The following is a 22,751-nucleotide window of genomic DNA, read 5'->3' as shown; positions in this document are numbered from 1 at the left end:
GTCGACACCTGCCCGGTGCCGGCGGCGATCCAGCCCTCGCCGGCGAGCACCCCGGTGCGCGTGACCGCCCGCAGGCGTGGGTCGTCCGCGACGATGCGCTTAGCTTCCTCGACTGTGTCGGCGAGGGCGACGTCGACAAGCACGCGCGTGAGCGGCCCCGCGATCGACGGGTCGAGGCGGACGTGGTCGAGCAGCCAGTCGACGGGCGCGTCGGTGTCCATCCGCCAGGTGCTGCCGCCAACCGGATCCACCACGATGGCACGCTCGGCCTGAGCCAGCGCATCCGCCACGTCCCCCGCCCCGACGAGCGCTTCCGCGAACGGGCCCAGAGCCGCGGCAAGCGCCTTAGCGACGCCCTGATCAGCGCTGATCAGCCCCGCCAACACGCCGACATCGCCGCCGAGCGCGTCCGCGACAGCCTGCTTCGGAGCCTGCTCGGACAGGGTGGCGATGCGCGACTCCAACGTAAACACCGTGCGCTCGCGCTCCCGCTGTGCCGCGCGCAGCTGCTCGAGGCGCTTATCGGCCGCGTCCGACTCCGCGGCCGCGCGCACGTGGGCCTGGTAAAGCTCATCACGCTGCTCGCCGTCACCGGTAATGGCGCGGGCCAGCTCCTCGGCCTCCCTCGCGGCGACGTGCGCGCGCTGGCGGGTCTCGCCCAGTGCTTCCTCGATCCGGGAAATCTCCTCTTCGGCGGCGGCGACGGCGGCAAGCTGGCTTTCCTCCTGCGCCAGCAGGCGCACCACGCCCTCGCGGCGGTCCGCGATCGCGCGCACCTGCGCGAGGTGCTCGCGCTCCGCGGCGTCGAAGACCTCACGGCGTTCGGCGATCTCCTCCCGGATCGATTCGAGCTTCTCCGCCGCCTCCTCGGCGCGCTCCAGCGCCTCGGCGTACTGCTCGTCGGCCACGCTCGCCCGCGCCAACAGGTCGTCCGGGTCTTGGCCGTGGTAGGTGGTCTGCCCGACGGAGTTCGCGGCGCGCTCCGAAGCAATGCGCACCGTGGCGCTCACGCGCTCGGCCAGCGTAGACAGCGTAAACCACAGCTGCTGCGCCTCCTCGGCCGCCGGCTCAACCTCCCGCTGGCGGGCCTCAACGGCCTCCTGCTGCGCCTCAGCTTCTTCCAGTTCTGCGGCGACGGCTTCAACCTTGGCGGTGACAAGCGCGGCGTTGGAGGAGGCGTCGTCACGCTTCGCGCGAAGAGTGAGCACCTCATCGGCCGCGAGGATAAGGCGGGCCTCGCGCACCGTCGCCTGCACGCTCGCCGCGCGCTGGGCCGTTTCCGCCTGCCGGGCCAAGGGGGCGAGCTGCTTGCCCAGCTCCTCGGTAAGATCGGTGAGGCGATCGAGGTTCGCCTGCATCCCGGTGAGCTTGCGCTGCGCCTTCTCTTTGCGGCGGCGGTGCTTGAGCACGCCGGCGGCTTCCTCGATGAAGGCGCGGCGCTCCTCCGGGCGTGATTCCAGGATCTCCGCGAGCTTGCCCTGGCCAACGATGATGTGCATCTCACGGCCAATGCCCGAATCCGACAGCAACTCCTGGATATCCATCAGGCGGGCCTTCGACCCATTGACCTCGTACTCGGACGCGCCGTCGCGGAACATCCGCCGCGTAATCGCCACATCCGTGTAGTCAATAGGTAGCCGCTTATCCGTATTGTCAAAGGTCAGCGTCACCTCCGCGCGGCCCAAAGGCTTACGCTCCCCCGCGCCCGCGAAAATGACGTCCTCCATCTTCCCGCCACGCAGGTTTTTCACCCCCTGCTCGCCCATCACCCACGCCAACGCGTCGACGACGTTCGACTTGCCCGAACCGTTAGGCCCCACAACAGCACAAATACCCGGCTCGAACTTCATCGTCGTCGCCGACGCGAAGGACTTAAACCCCTTGAGCGTGAGCGACTTGAGATGCATGGCGCCGATTTTAGGGCACCTGCTGGCCGGGGCGGCGCAGGCGGTGCCCCGATGCGGGTTCTATTTCGCGCGCTTCGTGAACGTGAATTTCGGGCCGCCTCCTTGAGCAGGATCGTCGAGGCCACCAGGTGCCATTCCGTTCTCGAGCGCGTACCTGATCGCGGCCTTGATGGCCTCCAACTTGCGACGGAGCTCGGCGAGTCCGGGAGCGTCCTTATCCGAGATCTCATCGAGCCGGTTCACCTCGCGCGTGAGAAACACTTCGGACTCCACCCAGGTATTCCAGATGTCATCATCGCCACGGAACCCGTATAGCTTCCGCAGGATCAACGTGGCGAGTTGGCTCCGCACCATCGCTTCGACGGATTCCGCGGAGTTGGCCGGGCTCATCACGCCAACCGCGATGCCACTCGCCCCCGCTGACACCAACGATCCCGCCGTAAGCAACCCTCCGATCATTCCGCCCGGGCCGAACGAGGCGAGCGCGCTCGTGACCGCGGCAGCTCCGGCAGCGCCAGCGGCGGGGACTAGGGCCAGGCCCGCGGTTCCCACGACGAGGATCGCGAACCCGACGCCGAGAGTTCCCCACTTAATCCAGTTTGTCTTCGCTCTGCCTGGCAGTGCGTTGCTGGCAGTGTCCAACGCGGCGAAAACATCACCCCCCACTTTGCTTCCCAGTCCCATTTCGGCGGTGAGATCCTGCAGCGCTCGTATGCGGACGTCGCGTTTGACGCTGATCTCAAAGGGATGCAGGAGATTTTGATCGACGAGTGCAACGAGGCGGGTCAAGACCTCCTCCAGCTCCTCGTGCTGCGCGGGGCCAGGTACCGGAGTCGGGCTGTGGTGGTCCGCCGAGTCGAAGTCGAGCATGGCAATGGTCGAGCTAAGGGGGCGGGAGTCTAGTTCCGCCTTGCGCTTCAGGTCGCTGACCACCCGGGCCTGAACCGCCCTCAAGGCGAGTCCGTATCGCGCCTTATCCTCTTTCGGGACACGAGCGTAAATCAAGTGGGCGTAACGGAGCCCCTGCAACGCAATGTGTTCGAATGTATCCAGCCTGACGTCCAAAGAGGTGTCCGCCCGAACCAACTCCGTGGAGCGGGAACCGAACAGGCCAAAACCGATCGCTTCCGCGACCAATTGCTGGGAGAGGTACTCCTTGACTGCGTGCGCGGATGCGGGAGCCACCGGGGTTCGAACATGCACATCGAGCAGCCACGGGAACACGGAAGACACTCCTCGCCGGGCGGACACCGGGTCCGTGCTGCTCCAGTAGTTGACCCACCAGCCGACGTTTTTCGGAGGCTCGTCGGAATGCTTGAACAACTTGCCCGCCTCAAACCCGGAGCTTGCCAGCGGGCTGCCGACCGTTACCACTCCCACGATGTCGAGATCTACCGGCAAGCGCCAGATGAGATCCGCGGCGATGACCGTGCCCAGGCTGTGCACGACGATGAGTGCCCTCCCGCTCGAGGGAATGCTGCCGAGAATCTTGGTGAGCACCTGGGCGCGGATATTTTCGTTTCGGAGGTAATTCTGCGCCTGCTTGAATTTCGGTATCGCTAACGCTACGTCCACGACGGTGTCGGCGAAGACATTTGCCTTGCCGGCCGAATACCGGGCCAGCCGTGTCTCCATCGCCGCCGTGCACGACTCGAATTCCCGGCGCGCCCGGGCCCTCTCCCCTTTCGGGGTCTGGATTGTCACCGGCGGCATCTCGTAGTGGTCATCCGCGCCCCTCAACGCATGCGCGTAATGCGGGGCGATGATCTCCACGTCGTCGAGCCCGGGGTACCCCACCTTGTCCAGGCCCTCGAGCAATCCCTGCTTCCATTTTTGGTCTAGGTCGCCCTCGCCCACCCCGTGGAGGTAGATCAGGTACGGCTTGTCGCTCACATGCTTCCCTTCGTTGAATCGAAATGATTCAACAATTTAGCGGCTGCTCACGACACCTGCCCGCGGAATCAATACATCATTAGGGAACGTACGTTTTCCTACCGCGCGTCGAAGCCGGCAGATCCCCTGGCCTTCGAGTACCGCTCCACCACCGCGTCCACGCGGCCCGGCCGGCCCCCGGTCGACGGCTGCTCCCGCAACAGCTCGACGAGCGTGTCGACGCCCCCGCGCTCACCCTCGGCGACCACCTCGACGCGGCCGTCGTCAAGGTTCTTCGCGTAACCCGCCAGACCTAGCTCGAGCGCGCGCGAGCGTGTCCACCAGCGAAAACCCACGCCCTGGACGTTGCCGTGGACGTGGGCAGTCAGCCGAACATCAGTCATTGTTGGCCAAGGTGACGCGATCCTCGACGCTGCGCCGGGTCACAGGATCAGATCCGTCCCAGTGCTCGACGTTCTTCAGCTCGGGCAACATGTCCCGGTGGAAGACGGGATCGACGCCCTGGCGGCGCTGCTCGTTGAAGTTCTTTAACAACTTGATGGCGACGCCGCCCAGCGGAATGATCGCGATGATGTTGATAATGGCCAGGCTGCCGGCCATGGTGTCGCCGAGCGCCCACACCAGCGGCAGCGAGCCGAACGCGCCGAAGAACACGAACCCGAGCACGAGCACGCGGAACCCGGTCATCACCGCCTTCGACTTGGTCAGGTACTCGATGTTGGCCTGGGCGAGGTAGTAGTTACCAATCACCGAGGAGAAGGCGAGGAAGAACAGGATAAAGGTCACCGCGTGCCCGCCCCATGCGCCAACCGAGTCAGCCAAGGCCGCCTGCGTCAACGCCGCGCCCTGAATGTCGTCCTTGCCGTAGGTGACCTGCGGGCCGAGCAGAACAATGAAGGCCGTGATCGAACAGACCAGCAGGGTGTCGAAGTACACGCCGAGGGTTTGCACGAGCCCCTGCTTCACAGGGTGGGACACGGTCGCCGTCGCCGCAGCGTTCGGCGCTGAACCCATGCCAGCCTCGTTGGAGAACAAACCGCGGCGCATACCGTGCATGAACGCCGACGCCACCGTCGCGCCAGCGACCTCACGCAGCCCGAGGGCACTGCCGACGATGGTGGCGATCATGCCCGGGACCTCGTTAATGTTCACGATCACCACAACCAGCCCGATAATGACGTAGGCACCGGCCATGAACGGCACGATAACCTGCGTCGCCGACGCGATGCGGGTCACACCGCCGAAGATGATGGCCGCGGTCAGCGCGGCAATAACCAGCGCGACGATCCCCTTCATCATGTTGGAGTCATTGTTCACAGAGCCTCCCACCGCTTCGACGATGGAGTTGGTCTGAATCGCGTTGTAGACGAAACCGTAGGTGAAGGCCAAGAAGATGGAGAAGATGATCGCCACGGGCTTCCACCCGAGCCCGCGCGTCATGTAGAAGGCCGGGCCACCGTGGTAATTGCCCTCGGGGTCCTTCGTCTTCCACAGCTGCGCCAAAGTGGACTCCACAAACGCGGTCGCACCGCCGATCAGGGCGATCATCCACATCCAAAAGACTGCGCCCGGGCCGCCAATCGAAATCGCCAGAGCGACACCCGCGATGTTTCCCGTCCCCACGCGCGAGGCGGCTGAGATGGTAAACGCCTTGAACGCCGAAATACCGCCGTACTCCGCGTCCAGGTCGCGTCCTTGGCGGTCCTTGCCCTTCGGGGTTTCGGCGACCGCACGGAACATGTCCGGCAGGAGGCGGACCTGGACGAACAATGTCCGCAACCCGAAGTAGACGCCCGCGGCCAAAAGAAACCAGGGGACGATGTTCCAGATAACTCCGTTAATCGCCCCGTCGACGATCTCGTATGCCTTTTCCATGCGGCAAATCCTAACTGCTAGGTGTCAGACTATGCGCAACCAATCACAAGATTCACAGCGTCTGGCAGCCCGGGCAGAAACAACTCGAGCGTCCGTTGACCACGACCTTGCGCATCTCGGTGCCACAACGCCGGCACCGCTGGCCCGCGCGGCCGTAGGCGTTGAGCGAGCGCGAGAAGTACCCGCTCGCGCCGTTGACGTTGACGTAGAGCGAGTCGAAACTGGTCCCGCCTTGCGCCAAGGCTTCGGCCATGACGTCACGGGAGCGCTCGAGTACCTGCACCGCGTCCGACTGGCGCAGCGACCTGGCCCGCCGCGTGGGCTTTACGCCCGCCGCCCAGAGCGCCTCGTCAGCGTAGATGGAGCCAATTCCGCTGACAATGCCCTGGTTGAGCAACACCGTCTTAATCGCGGAGCTACGGGTGCGCACCAGCCTGGCCCGCTGGACGATGTCAAAGTCCGCGTCGAACGGGTCCGGCGCAATATGGCTGATAGATTCCGGAACGCCATCCGCCCCCAACGAGGCGTACAGCCAGGAGCCGAACGTCCGCTGATCCACGAACGCCAGCTCGACGTCGTCAAGCAATGCCCGAATCCGCAGGTGAGGGCTCGTCACAGTCCCGGGAGGACCGACGAGCATCTGCCCGCTCATGCGCAGATGAACCATGAGCGCGGCGCCGTCGTCGAGGGTGAGCCACATGAACTTCCCGCGCCGCCCCGTGCCCGTGACCTGCAGCCCCGGCAACACCTCTCTGAGATCGACGGCGTTGCCGCGCACCGCGCGCGGGTGCAGCACCTCCACGGAGCGGAAGGCGCGGCCCACCAGGTGGGTGTCGAGGCCGCGGCGCACAACCTCAACCTCAGGCAGCTCGGGCACTACCCCTGCCCCGCCACGGCCTCAGGATGATCCCGCAGAAACGCCACCGCGATGCGCGCCGCCTCCTGCTCGGCAAGCTTCTTGTTCGGCCCCACCCCGCGGCCGCGCGAATCCTCGCCGACGAACACATCGGCCGTAAACGTTTGGTCGTGATCGGGGCCGACTGAGGTCGCTCGGTACTCCGCCGCCGGGGCCTTCAGCTCCGCAAGCCGCTCCTGCAGCACCGTCTTCCAGTCCTGGTGGCGACCAGTCGCCGTCGCGCTCTCCAGCTTCGATTCAAACAGCCGCAGCACGACGTCGCGCGCGGGCTCGAAACCGTGCTGGCGGTAAATCGCGCCGAAAAGCGCCTCGGTGGTATCCGCCAGGATCGAGTCCTTGTCGCGGCCTCCCGTGACCTCCTCGCCCCTGCCCAGCAGCACGTGTGCGCCGAGGCCAATCTCACGCGCCACATCCGCCAACCCGTAGCGCGAAACTATCGACGCCCGCATCTTCGAAATGTCCGACTCAGGACGCGAAGGAAAACGCTCGTAGAGGCTGTTCGCCACGGACAGGCCGAGCACGGCATCGCCGAGGAACTCGAGGCGCTCGTTGTTGGGCAGCGGACCGTGCTCGTTGGCAAACGAGCGGTGCGTCAGCGCCAGACGCAGGATCTCGGGCTCAACCTCGACGCCGAGGGCGGCGAGCAGCGGGGCGTGGTCGACGCGCCCGAATGCCTCGTTCCACGCCCCCTCGCCGGTTATTTTGGTGCGACGGGAGCGACTCACAAGAACTTCTCCAATCCGGCCCAGCGCGGATCAACCCGCTCCTCCTCGCCCGAGATCCCGTCCGGGCTGGGCACCTCACCCTCGTTGACGCACTCGGGCTCGCAGACCGGGTTGAACGGCAGGGTCATGCCCATCTCGTCGATAAACGCCTGTTCAAGGTCGACCGTATCGTCGACAACGGCCATGATCTCGTCGCCGGAGCCCTTGTCCTGGTCGTCATCGTCTGCGCCGACGATGAAGTCGTCGGAGGCGGAAAAGACCTGGCTCACCGTCGCGGAAAACTCCGGGGTCAGCCTGGCCAGGCAGCGCACGCACTCGCCCTCCAGCGTGCCAGTGGCCGTGGCGTCGACAAGCACGCCCGAGCCAAGCGGGGTAACCGTCGCCTCAACCGAGACCTCGGCACCTTCGGCCAGTGCAATCATTTCCGGGCCGATGCGTGACGGCGAGGGCCCCGTCTGCGTTCCGGTGACCGGAAGACCATCTCCGTGAACTGCTTCGGCGACGTTAAAGACAAAAGGATTAGCCATAACAGCCACCACCCTACAACGATGAACGGGAACTAGTAATCGAGCTCCGAGCCGGAGCCGTCGTTGCGCGGGCGGCGCACCCGCTCGCGGCGCTCGCCGCGTTCAACCCGCTCGCCCGAACGCGGGCGATCATAGCGCTCAGCAGCCGGTCCGGAAGCCCCGGCGCCGCGGCGAAGCGCGGAGCGGTCAGAGGAGACCGTGCGCAACACAGAAGAAAGTGATTCCTCGAAATCGGCGAGCTTCGAATCAACGTAACTATCGCACTCGGCGCGCAAGCGCGAGGATTCCGAGTGCGCCTGCTCAACCAGGCGGTGCGCCTCTTCGTCGGCGCGACGCATGACCTCCGACTCCGAAATCAGGCGCTCCTGCTCCGCCAGGCCCTGCTCAACCGAGCGCTGGTATTCCTGGTTGCCGTTCTGGATAAGGCGCTCGGCCTCGCGCTGGGCGCCGGCGATGGTGGAGTCAGCCTCCTCGCGGGCGCGCGAGACGGTCAGCTCCGCGTCCTCTTCGGCGTTGGCGACGAGCAGCGTCGCGCGCGACTGAGCGTCGGAAAGCATGTCCTCGGTGCGCGTGTGCACGTCGGACATAATTTCGCGGGCCTCGGCCTCGGCACCGCCGACAATCGCGTCGGCGCGCTCCTGGGCCCCGCGCAGGATCTCGTCCTGGTTATCCAGCACATCCTGGGCGTCGTCGATCTCGACGGGGTAAGCGTTGCGGATGTCGTCGAGAAGCGCGAGCACTTCGTTGCGCGGCACCATGCAGTTAGAGGTCATCGGCACGCCGTAGGCCTGCTCCACGGTCTGGACAAGTTCATCGAGGGCTTCGAATACGCGGTACATAGTGCTTTAGAGTACTGCGCCAGCGCGCCTGCCTCGGGTTCGGCGCGCGGGGGTTTGTTGGCGCGGCTGGTTGGGTCTGAGCGGGTGTGGTTCGTGTTGACCGGGTGGATCTGCGCGTGTGCGCGGTTTGGACTGCGCGATTTAGGGAATCTGTACTAGCAAAGTCCCTGTTCGTGGGTAGGCCGCTCAGGTAAATTGCGCAATGCCCATTGCGCAGTCGGCTCCGCCGCGCACGCGGCAAGGAACACGAGTCTCGATCGCCCCACAAGCAGCAACGGTGCGCTTGCCGTAGGTCTCAGGTTGCCCCAACACGTCCGCGCAGTTTGGACTGCGCAATATAGCGAATCTGCACCAGCAAAGTCCCTGGTCGCGGGTAGCCCGCTCAGCTAAACTGCGCAGTCCACATTGCGCAGTCGGCCCCGCCGTACTCGCGACCAGGAACACAGCCCCCACCCGACCCACAAGCAACACCAACACACCTACAGCTGGTCCCGGTCTGCCCCCACGGCCTCCGCGCAGTTTGGACTGCGCAATATAGCGAATCTGCACCAGCAAAGTCCCTGTTCGCGGCAGGCCCGCTCAGTTAGTTTGCGCAGTCCACATTGCGCAGTCGGCCCCGCCGTACTCGCGACCAGGAACACAGCCCCCACCCGACCCACAAGCAACACCGGCGCGCTTGCCGTAGGTCTCGGGCGGCCAGCAACGCGTCCGCGCAGTTTGGACTGCGCAATCTAGTTAATTTGCGTCAGCAAAGTCCCTGGTCGCAACAGGCCCGCTCAGCTAAATTGCGCAGTCCACATTGCGCAGTCGGCCCCGCCCATCCACGACTAGGAACCCAAGCCCGCGCCCGACCCAAAAACCGCCCCACCCCACGCATCCGCGCAGTTTAAACCGCGCAATCCACCCACCAGAGACAGCAAAGCCCCTGGTCGCAAAAACCCGCGGAGCCAAACTGCGCAGTACACAGCAGGCCCCGCCGCTCAAGCGACCAGGGACACACCCCAGCAAAGAGGCTAGATAACGCCCTGAGCAAGCATCGCGTCGGCGACCTTCTTGAAGCCGGCGATGTTCGAGCCGACGATGTAGTCGCCCTCGCGGCCGTACTCCTTGGAGGTCTCGTCGGCGACCCTGAAGATGTTCGACATGATCTTATGAAGGCGGTCGTCCGTGTAATCGAAGGTCCAGGAATCGCGCGAGGCGTTCTGCTGCATCTCCAGCGCGGAGGTTGCCACGCCACCAGCGTTGGCGGCCTTGCCCGGCCCGAAGCTGACCTTGTTCTCCCGGAAGACCTCGACGGCCTCCGGGGTCGAGGGCATGTTCGCGCCCTCGGCGACGTAGCGCACGCCGTTGGCGACCAGGTTCTTCGCGTGCTCGCCGTTGAGCTCGTTCTGGGTCGCGCACGGCAGTGCGACGTCGGCGCTGAGGTCCCAGATGCTGCCGTCGGAGTGGAAGGTCGCGCCCTCGGTGTCGTCGACGTAGGTGCCAACGCGCTCGCGCCGGACCTCCTTGACGTCTTTAAGCAGCTCGATGTCCACGCCGTTCGGGGTCTCCACCCAGCCGGAGGAGTCGGAGAAGCCGATCACGGTCGCGCCGAGCTCCTGGGCCTTTTCGATGGCGTAGATCGCCACGTTGCCGGAGCCGGACACGATGACCTTGGCACCGTCGAGGGACTCGCCGCGGGCCTTCATCATCTCGTCGGTGAAGTAGACGCAGCCGTAGCCGGTGGCCTCGGTGCGCACGAGGGATCCGCCCCAGCTCAGGCCCTTGCCGGTGAGAACGCCGGACTCGTGCTGGTTGGCCAGGCGGCGGTACTGTCCGAACAGGTAGCCGATCTCGCGGCCGCCGACGCCGATGTCGCCGGCCGGGACGTCGCGGTACTCACCGATGTGGCGCCACAGCTCCGTCATGAAGGACTGGCAGAAGCGCATGATCTCGTGCTCGGACTTGCCCTTCGGGTCGAAGTCGGAGCCGCCCTTGCCGCCGCCGATGGGCAGGCCGGTCAGGGAGTTCTTGAAGATTTGCTCGAAGCCCAGGAATTTGATGATGCCCAGGTTCACCGACGGGTGGAAGCGCAGGCCGCCCTTGTAGGGGCCGAGCGCCGAGTTGAACTGCACGCGGAAGCCGCGGTTGACGCGGACCTGGCCGTTGTCGTCGACCCAGGGCACACGGAAGATGATCTGGCGCTCCGGCTCGCACAGGCGCTCAATCAGGCCGTAGTCGGCGTAGTAACTGTCCTTTTCCAGCACGATCTTGAGCGAGTCGAGCACCTCGGCGACCGCCTGGTGGAACTCCGGCTCGCCGGCGTTGCGCTTGAGAAGTTTGTCGTAGTAGCTGGCCACTTCTTGATCGATATTGGTCATGCGAATCCCTTTCCGTGGATGATCTCCAGCGGCCCGCGTCGAGCAGTGCCCTGGTTCATCCTCGCGTTGAACAAATATACCTAGCGTACAGCAGGTTTTAACCCTCCCCACACTACAAGGCGCACCGGCGTCCGCAAGGCCGGGCGCCGACTCCGTTAAGACCGGGCACCTTGGTCGGCCGCTGAACCGCGGCGCTAAAGTGGTCCCCAGCAGCACATTTACCACGCTTGAACCACTACTTCCAAGGAGCACTATGACGCGTATCACGCAAGGATCCCCCACTGTCGTCATCGCACCAGACGCGTTCAAGGGGACGGCGAGCGCTCAGCAGGCCGCGAGCTGGCTTGCCGACGGCATCACCAGCGTGATCCACAACGCGAACATCATCACCGTGCCCATGGCCGACGGCGGAGAAGGAACCTCCAGCCTGTTTGAGGGCGAACGCATCACTTTGCCCACCACCGACGCGGCGGGCCGGCTCACCGAGGCGACCTACACCTTTGATGCCGAAACCGAAACCGCCTACATCGACGTCGCCGCGGCGACCGGGATGCCCGCGGTCAAGGACAATCCCGTCGCGATGACAGGCGACACGTACGGCACGGGCGTGCTCATCGCCGACGCCGAGACCCGCGGCGCGCGCCGCATCGTGCTCGGCCTCGGCGGATCGGCCACCGTCGACGGCGGCACCGGCATCCTCGTCGCGCTCGGCATCAATCCGCTCAACGCCGCGGGCTACAACCTCCCGCCCGGCGGCGGCGCCCTAGTCGACCTCGCCGACTTCGACACGGCGAAGATGAACATCCCCGCCGCCTCCATGGAGTGGATCCTGCTTGCCGACGCCCTCGTACCCGCCACCGGCGAGCGCGGCGCGGCACGGATCTTCGGCCCACAGAAGGGTGCCAGCGAGGAGGACGTGGAAAAGCTCGACCGCGCGCTGGCCCAGTTGTGCGAAGTTACCGGCGTCGACGGCTCCCGCCCCGGCTACGGCGCTGCGGGCGGGATCGCAGTGGGCCTGAGCTGGGTGTCGAAGCTCCTGCACGGCACGGAGGAGCACGTGCGCGTGCTGCCGGGAGCCCAGGTCATGGCCCAGGCGAACGATCTCGCCGACAAAGTCACGACGGCTTCGCTCGTTGTCACCGGCGAGGGGCGCTTCGACTCGCAAACCGCCGAGGGCAAGGTGGTGAAAACGGTCCTCGACGTCGTCTCCCGCACCGACGCCGTCGCTGCGGTGGTGTCCGGTTCGTTCGAAGCGGAGGTGGAATCGACCAACCCCGTTGTGGCGGTGACGCTGCAAGAGCTCAACGACGTGCAGGAGCAGATCACCCGCGCCGGCGCGGAGGTCGCCGCTGGCTACCTCAAGATCTCGACAACCCAGGGGTAGATCGACGGCTGCTCGAAGCGCAGCTCCTGCTCGAGGGCTGCCGGGTCCCGCGGCAGCTGCGCCTTCGGGGTGAGGATGCGCGAGAGCCCCATCGCGAGCTGGTTGTAGCTCAACGCGCCGGCAGCCGAAATGGAGAATCGGTGCGGCTGCGCCCCGGCCTCATCCGGGTCTTCACCGCGGTCGGCCTCGTAGACTCCCTTGAGCTGGGCGTGGGTGTGGGCGTCGAGAAGCGGGTGCGCCTCGTGGCTGACCGAGGCCGAGTCGAGCATCCCGCGGGAGACCAGGATGTCGAGGGCGCGGGCGAAGGCGCCTTCAACCTCGCCGGCGGCGGCGTCGGGCACAAGAACGTCGAACTGGATGACGGGCATGACGCTAGGTTAGCTAATACGCTTTAACGTCATGACCTTCCCCGCGCACCCCTACCGCAATGCCCTTACCACCATGGCTGACGGGACGATCAAGCAGATCAACCCCTTTTCGGGCACCGAAGTGTGGACGGTGCCGGGTCGCGGCATCCGCCCCTTATCCACCGTGGTCAAAGACCCCACGGAGCTGACCGCGCGCGACTTCACCCACAGCTGCAACTTCTGCGAGGCCCACGCGCTGTCCACACCGCCGGAGAAGGAGCGCATCGTCCGCGACGACGCCGGCTGGCGCATCTTGAAAAACCTCCTGCCCCACGAGCTGGCCGCCACCCGCGCCGAGTTCCGCCGCGTACCCAACCTGTTTGAGATCGTCTCGTACGACTACTGGAACAAGAACTACGGCTACGTCATGCCCGACGAGCAGCAGCGACACATGGAGCGCTACCTGGGCGACCCCGCCGGGCGCGAGCACGTCTTCGACACCGTGCGCACCCGCCTGCGCGCCAGCGGCAAAAGCGCCGACGTCAGCGAGGAGGAACTGCTCGCGCTCGCCCCGGCCTACTTCGGCGGTGGGCACGACGTGATCATCGCGCGGCGCCACTTCGTCGACGACGCCACCGATTCCTCCCAGCTCGCCTCCTCCGGCACCCTGTCGGTGGACGAGCACTACGCGTTTATCTCCTTCACCATTGCCTCCATGCACGAGCTCTACGGCCGCAACCGCTACGCGCCCTACGTGGTGGTCTTCCAAAACTGGCTCGCCCCGGCGGGCGCTTCCTTCGACCACCTGCACAAACAGCTCGTGGCTATCGACGAGCGCGGCGTGCAGGGCGAGATGGAGCTGGCCAAGCTGCGGCAGAACCTCAACATGTACAACGAGTGGGGAGTCAACTACGCGTTTTACAACAACCTCGTCATCGCGGAAAACGACGAGGCAATCCTGATCGCAGGCATCGGGCACCGCTACCCCACCATGAGCATCTACTCCAAGTCCGCCGCGACGCACCCGTGGGACATGAGCGATACGGAAGTCCGCGGTTTTTCCGACCTGTTGCACGCCGCGCACGCGGCGACGGGGCCCGACGTCGCGTGCAACGAGGAGTGGCACCACAAGCCTGTCGACGTGGACGTGCCCATGCCGCTGCGCGTGAACCTGAAGTGGCGCGTGTCCACCCTCGCCGGTTTCGAGGGCGGGACAAAAATTTACGTCAACACGCTGTCGCCGACCGACATTCGGGATCGGATGGTGACGCGTTTGTATGGGCGTCGAGAAGCGGGCGCGATTGCTGCCGACATCAGGATCGCCACCGAGTGCCACCCGGCGCGCAACGTCTTGCGCTACAACCCGCGGCTGACCTAGCTAGGGTGGCGGGTACACAAGCGGAGGAAGTGAAAAGGAACACAGTGAACGACATCAGCGCCATACTGGACAGCTACGAAGTGGACCCCGTGTGGCAGCGCCGGCTCTACGAGCTGCTGCACGCCAACCCCGAGCTGTCCATGCAGGAGGAGGAGACGCACCGCCGGATCCTCCACGAGCTCAAACGCTTTGACTGCGAGGTCATTAGCCCCATCGGCACCTACGGGGTGGTGGCGGTGTTCCGCAACGGCGAGGGGCCGACGGTGCTCTTCCGCGCCGACTTCGATGGCCTGCCCGTCACCGAGGACACCAACGTGTCCTACGCCTCCCACAAAATGATGACCGGGCGCGACGGCAAATCCGTGGGCACCATGCACGCCTGCGGCCACGACATCCACACCACCGCTCTGCTCAGCCTGTGCGATTTTATCGACCACACCAGAGACAGCTGGTCGGGTACGTTCGTGGCACTGTTCCAGCCCGGGGAAGAAACCTCGGAAGGCGCGATGTCCATGGTCGATGACGACCTGACCAGCCGCGTGCCGCGCCCCGACGTGTGTTTCGGCCAGCACGTCATGCCGGGGCGTGCCGGCCAGGTGATGTCCAAGGCAGGGCCCCAATTCGCGGCCTGCGACTCGATCCGCATCGTCATCCCCGGGCGCAGCGCGCACGGCTCGATGCCGCACAACGCAATCGATCCGACGTACACCGCCGCGATGATCATTACACGCATGCAGGCGATTGTCGGCCGCGAAGTGGACCCGAGCGACTTCGCCGTGATCACCGTGGGCACGATGCGCGCCGGCTCGGTGACAAACATCATCCCCGCCAGCGCGGAGCTGACGCTGAACTGCCGCTTCTACTCCGACAAGACGAAGGCCAAGGTGTGCGCGTCCATCGAGCGCGTCGTGCACGCCGAGGTGCTCGCGTCCGGCATGACAGAAAAGCCCACCATCGAGTACTTCGCCCACGGCGAGCTCTTGACCAACGACGCCACCGTTTACCGCAAGGTTCGCCCCACTTTCGACGCGGTGTTCGGCAAGGACTCGGTCAACGCCCCGCGCAAGACGGTGTCGGAGGACTTCCCGTTCATTCCCATGGCGTTCGGGGTGCCCTACTTCTTCTGGCTGATCGGCTGCACGCCCCGCGAGCAGTGGGACGCGGCCGTCGCCGCCGACAGGGTGGCAGAAGACGTGCCGGTCAACCACATGGCCAACTTCCTGCCGGAGTACGAGCCGACAATCAGCGCCGCAACCCGCGCGGCCGCAGCCGCGGTCCTGACATACCTGGCGGGATAATCCCATCCCGGTAGGCTCGGTACCTGACAACACCAACACACGAAACCGAAGGTGGCGACAATGTCCGAATCTGCCCAGCAAGCATTTGTCGAATCAGTCCCCGGCCACGTCCGGGGGTTTTCCGGGGCGACACCGAAGAATTCAACCGTTAAGAAGTACTGGACCGGTTTGTCCGCGGCCGTTATCGACCAAATCGCTGATGATTGGGACGCGACGCGCAAGGCCTACGCGGCGACGCGTCGTCAAGCGTACTTCTCCGCCGAGTTCCTCCAGGGCCGCGCGCTGCTGAACAACCTCACCAACCTCGGGCTTGTCGACGAGGCCAAGCAGGTAGCAAACGAGCACGGCCTCAACCTCACCGACGTGCTCGACGCCGAGCACGACGCCGCGCTGGGCAACGGTGGCCTGGGCCGCCTCGCCGCCTGCTTCCTCGACTCCGCCGTAACCCTGGAGTACCCGCTGACCGGCTACGGCTTGCTGTACCGCTACGGGCTGTTCCGGCAGGAGTTCGTGGATGGATTCCAAAAGGAGCACCCGGACGCGTGGAAGGAATCCTTCTACCCGTTCATCGTGCGCCGCGGCACGCAGCAGCGTGTGGTCACCTTCGACGACATGAGCGTGCGCGCGGTGCCCTACGACATGCCGATTACCGGCTACGGCACCAAGAACGTCGGCACGCTGCGGCTGTGGGACGCCAAGCCGATGCACGAGTTCGACTACGACGCGTTCAATTCACAGCGCTTCTCGGACGCCATCTTGGAGCGCGAGGCGGTTCACGATCTGACGCGTGTGCTCTACCCGAACGACACCACCTTCGCGGGCAAGGTGCTGCGCGTGCGCCAGCAGTACTTCTTCGTCTCCGCCTCGCTGCAGGAGATGATTGACAACTACATCGTCCATCACGGCGAGGACCTTCGCGACTTCCACAAGTACAACTCCGTGCAGCTCAACGACACCCACCCGGTGCTGGGCATCCCCGAGCTGATGCGCCTGCTCATGGACTCCCACGGCATGGGTTGGGAGGACGCGTGGGAGGTGACCACGAAGACCTTCGCCTACACCAACCACACAGTGCTGGAGGAGGCGCTGGAGCGCTGGGACGTGGCGATTTTCAAGCAGCTCTTCTGGCGCATCTGGGAGATCGTGGTGGAAATCGACCGCCGCTACCGCATCGACATGGAGTCGCGCGGCATCGCCCCGGAGGCGGCGCACCACTTCTCGCCCGTGCACGACGGGCAGGTCCACATGGCGTGGATCGCCTGCTACGGCTCCTACTCCGTCAACGGCGTGGCGGCGATGCACACCGAGATTCTCAAGCGCGAGACGCTGAACTACTGGTACGAGATGTACCCGGAGCGCTTCAACAACAAGACCAACGGCGTGACCCCGCGCCGCTGGCTGCGCATGTGCAACCCGCGTCTGTCCGCCCTGCTCGACCGGCTGCTGGGATCGGATGCCTGGGTCACGGACCTGCCCAAGCTCAAGGAGCTGCGCCACTTCGCCGACGATGCAGAGGTGATGCGCGAACTGCGCGAGATCAAGGACGCGAACAAGCGCGACTTCGCCGCGTGGATCTACGACCACCAGGGTATCGAGATCGACCCGGACTCCATCTTTGACACCCAGATCAAGCGCCTGCACGAGTACAAGCGCCAGCTGATGAACGCCCTGTACATCCTCGATCTATACTTCCGCATCAAGGACGACGGGGAACGTGACGTGCCGAAGCGCACGTTCATTTTCGGCGCGAAGGCCGCTCCCGGTTACACGCGCGCCAAGGGAATTATCAAGCTGATCAACTCCATCGCAGAGCTGGTCAACAACGACCCCGAGGTGTCGAAGTACCTGACGTTGGTGTTCGTGGAGAACTACAACGTCTCCCCCGCTGAGCAGATCATCCCGGCCACCGACATCTCCGAGCAGATCTCCACCGCCGGCAAGGAGGCATCGGGCACGTCCAACATGAAGTTCATGATGAACGGTGCGCTGACCCTGGGCACGATGGACGGCGCGAACGTCGAGATCGTCGAAGCGGTTGGCGAAGCCAACGCCTACGTCTTCGGTGCGCGCGAGGAGGAGCTGCCCGAGCTCAAGCGCGGCTACAACCCGCACGCCCTCTACGAGTCCGTCCCGGGTCTCAAGCGCGTGCTCGACGCGCTCGTCGATGGCACGCTTGACGACGCCTCCACCGGCGTCTTCCACGACATCCGCGGCTCGCTTCTCGACGGCCAGGGCGCCGAGCCCGACGTGTATTACGTGCTGGGGGACTTCGCCGACTACCGCGCCACCCGCGACCGCATGAGCGAGGAGTTTTACGCCGATCCGGACCACTGGGCGCGGATGTGCTGGATCAACATCTGCGAGTCCGGCCGCTTCTCCTCCGACCGCACGATCAACGACTACGCTACCGAGGTGTGGAAGCTCGAGCGCACGCCTATCCGATGAAACACCTGCAGCGTGCAGTAGAAATCGCCGTGGAGTCGGCGCGAACGGGCGGTGGCCCGTTCGGGTGCGTGGTGGTTACGGAACGCGGCGTCTACGAGGGGCACAACGAGGTGGTTTCGCGCTGTGACCCCTCGGCGCACGCCGAGATTCAGGCGATCCGCGCCGCCGCGCGGGCGCAACGCTCCCACGAGTTATCGGGGGCCGTGCTGTACGCCTCGGGCCAGCCGTGCCCGATGTGCTTCGCGGCGATTCGCTGGGCCCGCATCGATGAGGTCTACTACGCCGCGACATACGCTCAGGCCGCCGACGCGGGTTTCGACGATTCCTTCATCTCCGACGTCATGGTCGGGCGCGTCCCGGACCCCTCACCCTTCCGCCACGTGCCGCTGGATCAGTCCAACGCGCCCTTCGAGGCGTGGGCGGCCAACTCCGATCGGGTGGAGTACTAGCTCTTTAGCTCGAGCGCCCGCTGCAACTCCTCGGCTCCTGCCACGCTCAGCGGTGAGGCCGGTTCGACAAATGACAGGTACATCGGAATAACCTCTCCCGAGCGCACCGCCGCGATCGAGTCCGCCCCGGGCAGGGAGGTCACGGCGCCTGCGGTGTTGTCCTCGCCTGAGTTGAGCACGACGATGACGTCGGGGTTCGCCGCAACGAGCTGCTCGGCGCTGATCTCGAAGACGCGCTCGCTGACATCCGCGAAGACGTTGCGCAGGCCCAGCGACTCGGACACCGGCGCCGCCATCGAAGCCGCGCCGTAGCCGTAGGTCGTCCCGCCCTCGACTCCGGGGTAGACGAACGCGACGCTTCTGCCCGAGCCCACGGAGGCATCGAGCTGGGCTACGCGCGTATCGACGCCCTCCTTCACCGCCCCGGCGCGTTCCGGCACGCCCATCGCGCGGGCGTAGAGGTCGATGTGGGCGTCGACATCCGCCCAGCTCGCGGAGGTGATCTCACCGCAAAACCCCGGCTCGGAGAGAATCGGGACTTCCCCGGCGGTCTGCGGGTTGACGGTGTCGCTGTAGCCGATGATGAGGTCGGGGTTTTCAGCCATGACGACCTCTTTGGTGATCTGGATGTGCCCGGTGTTGTTGAGGCGGTCTGACAGCGACGCAATGGCGTCGAGCTGGGCGTTGACGGCATCGGTGAAGTACTCGGGCGGGAAGAAGCCCGCCTTGGCCACGACCTTGTCAAGCACGCCGAGGCCATCCAGCGTGGCCACCGCTGTGGAGTCCTGCAGCACGACGCGCTCGGGGGCGTGGGTAAACGCCACCTCGCGCCCGCAGTTGGCCACGGTGTAGGCGGCCTCGGAGTGCGGGGCCGGCGCGCAGGAGCACAGCAGCGTTGCGGCCGCAAGCGTCATCCCGGTTAGGGCAAAGGTGGGTTTCACGGTTGTTCCTCTCGTGTGAATGTCACATGGTTGCCCGCTCGGTGGACGCGGACGTTGTAGATCGGCTCGAGCACCTCGGGGACGAGCACCTCGCGCGGGGCTCCCGCGGCGGCGACGCGACCGCTGGCGAGAACGTAGACCTCATCGCAGTAGTCGAGGGCGTGGTTGAGGTCGTGGAGCACCACCACGGCGCCGCCGTCGAACTCGCGCAGAATGTGGAAGAGGTCGAGCTGGTGGTGGATGTCGAGGTGGTTGCCGGGTTCGTCGAGAAGCAGGTAGCGCGGGCGCTGCGCGAGCGCGCGGGCGATCATCGCGCGTTGCCGCTCCCCGCCGGAGAGCTGGTCCAGCGGCCGGTGCGCCAGCCCCAGCAATCCCACCTTCTCCAATGCGGTGGCGACCTCTTCTACCCCGCGCCCGCGCCGGTCCCGGTGCGGCAGGCGCCCGAGCGAGACGAGCTCGGCCACGCTCAACCGGTCGTTGAATGACGGCTCTTGGCTGACCACCGCGACTCTCCGGGCCAGCTCGCGCGGGGAGAGTGTTTTGAGGTCCGTGGCGTCGATACGCACCCGGCCCGCCGTCGGTGTGAGCGCGCCGAACAAGCACTTCAGCAGGGTTGTCTTGCCCGCCCCATTCGGCCCGACGATGCCGGTGACCAACCGGTCCGCGCATTCTACGTCTACCCCGCGCAGGATGGAGCGGTACTCGATGCCGCATGCCTCGATCACTGCCTCTCCCCCGATCGTGCCACCAGAACGACCAGAAGCGGGGCGCCCACCAGCGCGGTGAGCACGCCAATCGGGATCTCCTGGGGTGCCAAGAGCGTGCGCGAGGCCACGTCGGCGGCCACGGTAAGGCCCGCACCGAGCGCGGCCGCGACGGGGAGGACGCGACGGTGCAGACCGCCGGCGAGGCGGCGGGCGATGTGGGGGACGACGAGGCCGACGAACCCGATCGAGCCGGCCACCGACACCACGGCACCGACCATGATGCAGCACACCACGACGAAGATAAGCCGGGTGCGATCCGGGTTCACCCCGAGGGTGCGCGCGGCGTCGTCGCCGAGCGTGAGGGCGTCGATTCGCGTGCCCAGAACCCAAAAAGCCAGGCAGCAGGCACAAACCACCGCGATGGTGGCCCAGAGGACCGGACCGAAGGCGGCCATGGACAGCGAGCCCAGCAGCCAGAACATCACCGAACGCGCGCCCTGCGCGTTATCGGAGGCGAAGACGAGCAGGGAGGTCACGGCCGTGAGTGCGTAGCCGACAGCCACCCCGCCCATGAGCAAGCGTGCCGACGACAACCCGCCCCCGCCCCGCGCCAGAGCGAGCATGAGCACGGATGCGGCGGCGGCACCGAAAAAAGCCATCGCCTGCAGCGCGAGCGCGCCGAAAATCCCGGTGCCGACCCCGAAGAGGATCGCGGCCGCCGCGCCCGTCGACGCTCCGGCGTTGATCCCGAGGATGTAGGGATCAGCCAACACGTTGGCCACCAGCGCTTGAAGCACGACGCCGGCCACCGCCAACCCCGCACCCACCGTCGCCCCGAGCAGGACCCGCGGCAGGCGGATGTCCCAGACAACGTTGCTGTACGTGGCTAGTTCCTCGGGTATCGCAACGCCCGCGAGGTGGCGGCCGATAACGTCGGCGGCGACTCCCGGGGGTACGCCCGTGGGGCCGGCGGCCACGGCGATCACGCAGACGGCGACCGTTGCGGACAATGCCGCGGCCGACCACCCCAGAGCGCGGGTGCGCGCGCGATGCAGCCCCAGCGTGTCGCCCATGGGCACCTCCCGAATCGGTCATTCAATTGATCGTTAGACTATTTCGCACAAGCACACACTACTCCCCCGGTGGAAAAAGGAGCCTGTGAGGAGCCGGAATGTCTGATCTCGAACACACCATCGCCATCGCCGACGAGTGGGCGCCGACGTTTCGCCTGCTTGGCGACGCAACACGCCTCAAACTCCTCTGCGCGATCCACTTCTCCGGGCAGCACGCACTGACCGTCGGCGAGCTCGCCGAGGCCACCGGGATCAGACTTGCCACCGCATCGGCCGCGCTGCGGGCGCTTCAGGCCGCGGGCACGGTCACCGCTCGGCGCGAGGGCCGATCGGTCTTCTACGGGATGCGCGACGACCGCGTCCACGAGCTGCTGCACTTCTTCGGCGCCGGGCACGCGGGAAGCTAGAAGGCTCATCGGCAGCATGTGCCGTTCTTCGGGGCCTGCGGTACGGCTCGCTCGGTGGTGCGGGTTATTAAGGCACGTCGGAAGTGGGCCAGGTTTGAAGGCGCGACCACACCTGAAAATGGCTCCGCCTGGAACGTCCGCTTCCCGGTCTTTCAAAGTGACGCCCCTATCTGCTGGCACGGAGTTGTCGATAACGGCACCCACAATGGGCTCACCGGCAGATCTTCGTTCAGCGCCACCTAGCGTGTGCACGACCCCTCCTGGCGCCAGTACCTCACCGCCGCTGCGGCGGCGAGGACGACCCACATGGAGAGGAGGAACGGCCACGTGAACGTTGGCACGTAACCGCCACGTAGCGCGAGGGTGAGCGCCACGCTCACCAGCACCCCGGCCGCGGCCCAGGCGACGCGCGACTTCAACGGCGACGACACAGGGACAACGGCCCCGAGCGCCATGGCGGTGAGCACGCCGGAATACGTCATCAGCCCCGTCGACGCTGGCTCGACACCGACTACGAGGTCGGCCGCGGCGGTCGCAATGAATGCGCCCAGCAAACCGAACCCCGCCACCGCGGGCGCCCCGAGGGCCACACCGGCGAGGATGAGTGCGCCGGTGAGGGGGCCGTCGGCAAGTACGACCTCCGCGAAGCCATTGAGCACTCCCAGGCCGAACCCCTCGAACACACCGCCGTCCGATGTGGGGCCCGGGCCCGCGGATTGCGCCGGGATGAGAAAAAACATCGCGGAAGCGAGCAGGCAAAACGGCGCCGTGGACACGGGCAGCCCGATGCGCGCCAGGGCGGGGGTGTTGAAGGCGCGCTCGACAAGCTCGAAGACAATGACGGTGGCAAAGCCGCCGCACACCGCGAGCAGCGCCCCCGATGCGATCGTCGGTGCCAGAAGCCACGAGACGACGCCGACCAGGGCCCCGTTGAACCCCGCGATGCCCTCGCGCCGCACGTGCCGGTCCTGCCCCATCGCCCACGCGCCGAGCTCCTGCGCGGCGGCGCCGAGCAGCATGAAGATAGCCGCCAGCGGGTTGTACACCGCTACTCCGGCGGTGATGAGCAGGCCTGTGCGCCAGTCGGCGATGAAGAAAATCTGGGATACGCCCCGTAGCAACGGCGCGACGGCGCCCGCCGGGGTGCGCATGCTCATCGCGCTCATGGCGCGATTGCCTCCTTGTCCTTGAGAAAAACTAGTACTTGCGCAGCCTCAGCGGCCCGCGGCCGTCCGCCTCTCGGCAGATCTCGACCACCGCGTCGTGGAGTGCTGCGATGT

General features: G+C 65.9%; 20 protein-coding genes. 6 read left to right on the top strand and 14 right to left on the bottom strand.

Annotated elements, in window-relative coordinates; genetic code table 11:
- The 9 genes from HMPREF0298_RS05025 to gdhA form a co-directional block, all read right to left on the bottom strand.
- Positions 1–1,907: AAA family ATPase (locus HMPREF0298_RS05025; protein ID WP_006840035.1), on the bottom strand; the 1,907-nt coding region annotated here is incomplete at its 3' end.
- A gap of 60 nt (positions 1,908–1,967) precedes the next feature.
- A complete protein-coding gene (locus HMPREF0298_RS05020) occupies positions 1,968–3,800 on the bottom strand; it encodes a hypothetical protein (RefSeq protein ID WP_006840034.1) in 1,833 nt (610 codons plus the stop codon).
- A gap of 98 nt (positions 3,801–3,898) precedes the next feature.
- Positions 3,899–4,183: an acylphosphatase gene (locus tag HMPREF0298_RS05015; protein WP_006840033.1), complete on the bottom strand. Its 285-nt coding sequence runs from the start codon at positions 4,181–4,183 to the stop codon at positions 3,899–3,901.
- Positions 4,176–5,675 (bottom strand): alanine/glycine:cation symporter family protein, encoded by a 1,500-nt coding sequence (locus tag HMPREF0298_RS05010; RefSeq protein WP_006840032.1) that lies wholly within the window; start codon positions 5,673–5,675, stop codon positions 4,176–4,178. The genes HMPREF0298_RS05015 and HMPREF0298_RS05010 overlap by 8 nt, the downstream gene beginning before the upstream one ends.
- 52 nt (positions 5,676–5,727) lie before the next feature.
- On the bottom strand, positions 5,728–6,552 hold the full coding sequence (gene mutM / locus HMPREF0298_RS05005) for a bifunctional DNA-formamidopyrimidine glycosylase/DNA-(apurinic or apyrimidinic site) lyase (RefSeq protein WP_006840031.1): 825 nt from the start codon (positions 6,550–6,552) through the stop codon (positions 5,728–5,730).
- Entirely contained in the window at positions 6,552–7,316 is a 765-nt protein-coding gene (gene rnc / locus HMPREF0298_RS05000) for a ribonuclease III (protein WP_006840030.1), read from the bottom strand. Before rnc ends, mutM begins: the two co-directional genes overlap by 1 nt.
- On the bottom strand, positions 7,313–7,843 hold the full coding sequence (locus HMPREF0298_RS04995) for a YceD family protein (protein ID WP_040422519.1): 531 nt from the start codon (positions 7,841–7,843) through the stop codon (positions 7,313–7,315). Before HMPREF0298_RS04995 ends, rnc begins: the two co-directional genes overlap by 4 nt.
- 32 nt (positions 7,844–7,875) lie before the next feature.
- On the bottom strand, positions 7,876–8,682 hold the full coding sequence (locus HMPREF0298_RS04990) for a DivIVA domain-containing protein (protein WP_006840028.1): 807 nt from the start codon (positions 8,680–8,682) through the stop codon (positions 7,876–7,878).
- 1,013 nt (positions 8,683–9,695) lie between these two features.
- Positions 9,696–11,042 (bottom strand): NADP-specific glutamate dehydrogenase, encoded by a 1,347-nt coding sequence (gdhA, locus tag HMPREF0298_RS04985; protein ID WP_006840027.1) that lies wholly within the window; start codon positions 11,040–11,042, stop codon positions 9,696–9,698.
- Positions 11,043–11,295: 253 nt separating this feature from the next.
- Between gdhA and HMPREF0298_RS04980 the strand changes: the two genes are divergently transcribed.
- Positions 11,296–12,426, top strand: a complete 1,131-nt coding sequence (locus HMPREF0298_RS04980; protein WP_006840026.1) for a glycerate kinase — start codon at positions 11,296–11,298, stop codon at positions 12,424–12,426.
- On the opposite strand, the gene HMPREF0298_RS04975 is transcribed toward HMPREF0298_RS04980, so the two are convergent.
- Entirely contained in the window at positions 12,396–12,794 is a 399-nt protein-coding gene (locus tag HMPREF0298_RS04975) for a hypothetical protein (protein ID WP_006840025.1), read from the bottom strand. The genes HMPREF0298_RS04980 and HMPREF0298_RS04975 overlap by 31 nt on opposite strands.
- Positions 12,795–12,825: 31 nt before the next feature.
- Between HMPREF0298_RS04975 and HMPREF0298_RS04970 the strand changes: the two genes are divergently transcribed.
- The 4 genes from HMPREF0298_RS04970 to HMPREF0298_RS04955 are packed head-to-tail and all read left to right on the top strand — an operon-like array spanning position 12,826 to position 18,343.
- Entirely contained in the window at positions 12,826–14,151 is a 1,326-nt protein-coding gene (locus tag HMPREF0298_RS04970) for a DUF4921 family protein (RefSeq protein ID WP_006840024.1), read from the top strand.
- A gap of 44 nt (positions 14,152–14,195) precedes the next feature.
- Positions 14,196–15,449, top strand: a complete 1,254-nt coding sequence (locus tag HMPREF0298_RS04965) for an amidohydrolase (protein WP_006840023.1) — start codon at positions 14,196–14,198, stop codon at positions 15,447–15,449.
- Positions 15,450–15,509: 60 nt separating this feature from the next.
- Positions 15,510–17,894 (top strand): glycogen/starch/alpha-glucan phosphorylase, encoded by a 2,385-nt coding sequence (locus tag HMPREF0298_RS04960; RefSeq protein ID WP_006840022.1) that lies wholly within the window; start codon positions 15,510–15,512, stop codon positions 17,892–17,894.
- Positions 17,891–18,343, top strand: a complete 453-nt coding sequence (locus HMPREF0298_RS04955) for a nucleoside deaminase (RefSeq protein ID WP_006840021.1) — start codon at positions 17,891–17,893, stop codon at positions 18,341–18,343. The genes HMPREF0298_RS04960 and HMPREF0298_RS04955 overlap by 4 nt, the downstream gene beginning before the upstream one ends.
- On the opposite strand, the gene HMPREF0298_RS04950 is transcribed toward HMPREF0298_RS04955, so the two are convergent.
- From HMPREF0298_RS04950 to HMPREF0298_RS04940, 3 genes are read right to left on the bottom strand one after another with little or no spacing between them, the layout of a single operon-like run.
- Positions 18,340–19,284: an ABC transporter substrate-binding protein gene (locus tag HMPREF0298_RS04950; protein ID WP_157464382.1), complete on the bottom strand. Its 945-nt coding sequence runs from the start codon at positions 19,282–19,284 to the stop codon at positions 18,340–18,342. The genes HMPREF0298_RS04955 and HMPREF0298_RS04950 overlap by 4 nt on opposite strands.
- Complete coding sequence (locus tag HMPREF0298_RS04945) at positions 19,281–20,009, bottom strand: ABC transporter ATP-binding protein (RefSeq protein WP_006840019.1); 729 nt, start codon at positions 20,007–20,009, stop codon at positions 19,281–19,283. The genes HMPREF0298_RS04950 and HMPREF0298_RS04945 overlap by 4 nt, the downstream gene beginning before the upstream one ends.
- Positions 20,006–21,064, bottom strand: coding sequence for a FecCD family ABC transporter permease (locus tag HMPREF0298_RS04940; protein WP_006840018.1), 1,059 nt, complete (start codon positions 21,062–21,064; stop codon positions 20,006–20,008). Before HMPREF0298_RS04940 ends, HMPREF0298_RS04945 begins: the two co-directional genes overlap by 4 nt.
- Positions 21,065–21,162: 98 nt before the next feature.
- On the opposite strand from HMPREF0298_RS04940, the gene HMPREF0298_RS04935 reads away from it, so the two are divergent.
- On the top strand, positions 21,163–21,471 hold the full coding sequence (locus tag HMPREF0298_RS04935; protein WP_006840017.1) for an ArsR/SmtB family transcription factor: 309 nt from the start codon (positions 21,163–21,165) through the stop codon (positions 21,469–21,471).
- Between the two features lie 239 nt (positions 21,472–21,710).
- Here the strand turns inward: HMPREF0298_RS04935 and HMPREF0298_RS04930 are convergent, their stop codons facing one another.
- The gene (locus HMPREF0298_RS04930) at positions 21,711–22,637 is read right to left on the bottom strand and encodes an urea transporter (RefSeq protein ID WP_006840016.1); all 927 of its coding nucleotides are present in this window, start codon (positions 22,635–22,637) and stop codon (positions 21,711–21,713) included.
- Positions 22,638–22,751 lie beyond the last annotated feature (114 nt).

This window comes from Corynebacterium lipophiloflavum DSM 44291 (assembly GCF_000159635.1).
GTDB lineage: Bacteria > Actinomycetota > Actinomycetes > Mycobacteriales > Mycobacteriaceae > Corynebacterium > Corynebacterium lipophiloflavum.
The sequence above is the reverse complement of the archived record's forward strand: the minus strand, read 5'-3'. Positions and strand labels throughout refer to the sequence as shown.

Coding starts and splice junctions, on each gene's coding strand:
- HMPREF0298_RS04970 (WP_006840024.1), top strand. CDS start 12,826: ATGACCTTCCCCGCGCACCCCTACCGCAATGCCCTTACCACCATGGCT.
- HMPREF0298_RS04940 (WP_006840018.1), bottom strand. CDS start 21,064: ATGGGCGACACGCTGGGGCTGCATCGCGCGCGCACCCGCGCTCTGGGG.
- HMPREF0298_RS04930 (WP_006840016.1), bottom strand. CDS start 22,637: ATGAGCGCGATGAGCATGCGCACCCCGGCGGGCGCCGTCGCGCCGTTG.
- HMPREF0298_RS04935 (WP_006840017.1), top strand. CDS start 21,163: ATGTCTGATCTCGAACACACCATCGCCATCGCCGACGAGTGGGCGCCG.
- HMPREF0298_RS05015 (WP_006840033.1), bottom strand. CDS start 4,183: ATGACTGATGTTCGGCTGACTGCCCACGTCCACGGCAACGTCCAGGGC.
- HMPREF0298_RS04990 (WP_006840028.1), bottom strand. CDS start 8,682: ATGTACCGCGTATTCGAAGCCCTCGATGAACTTGTCCAGACCGTGGAG.
- HMPREF0298_RS04995 (WP_040422519.1), bottom strand. CDS start 7,843: ATGGCTAATCCTTTTGTCTTTAACGTCGCCGAAGCAGTTCACGGAGAT.
- HMPREF0298_RS05010 (WP_006840032.1), bottom strand. CDS start 5,675: ATGGAAAAGGCATACGAGATCGTCGACGGGGCGATTAACGGAGTTATC.
- gdhA (WP_006840027.1), bottom strand. CDS start 11,042: ATGACCAATATCGATCAAGAAGTGGCCAGCTACTACGACAAACTTCTC.
- HMPREF0298_RS04975 (WP_006840025.1), bottom strand. CDS start 12,794: ATGCCCGTCATCCAGTTCGACGTTCTTGTGCCCGACGCCGCCGCCGGC.
- HMPREF0298_RS04955 (WP_006840021.1), top strand. CDS start 17,891: ATGAAACACCTGCAGCGTGCAGTAGAAATCGCCGTGGAGTCGGCGCGA.
- HMPREF0298_RS04980 (WP_006840026.1), top strand. CDS start 11,296: ATGACGCGTATCACGCAAGGATCCCCCACTGTCGTCATCGCACCAGAC.
- HMPREF0298_RS04960 (WP_006840022.1), top strand. CDS start 15,510: ATGTCCGAATCTGCCCAGCAAGCATTTGTCGAATCAGTCCCCGGCCAC.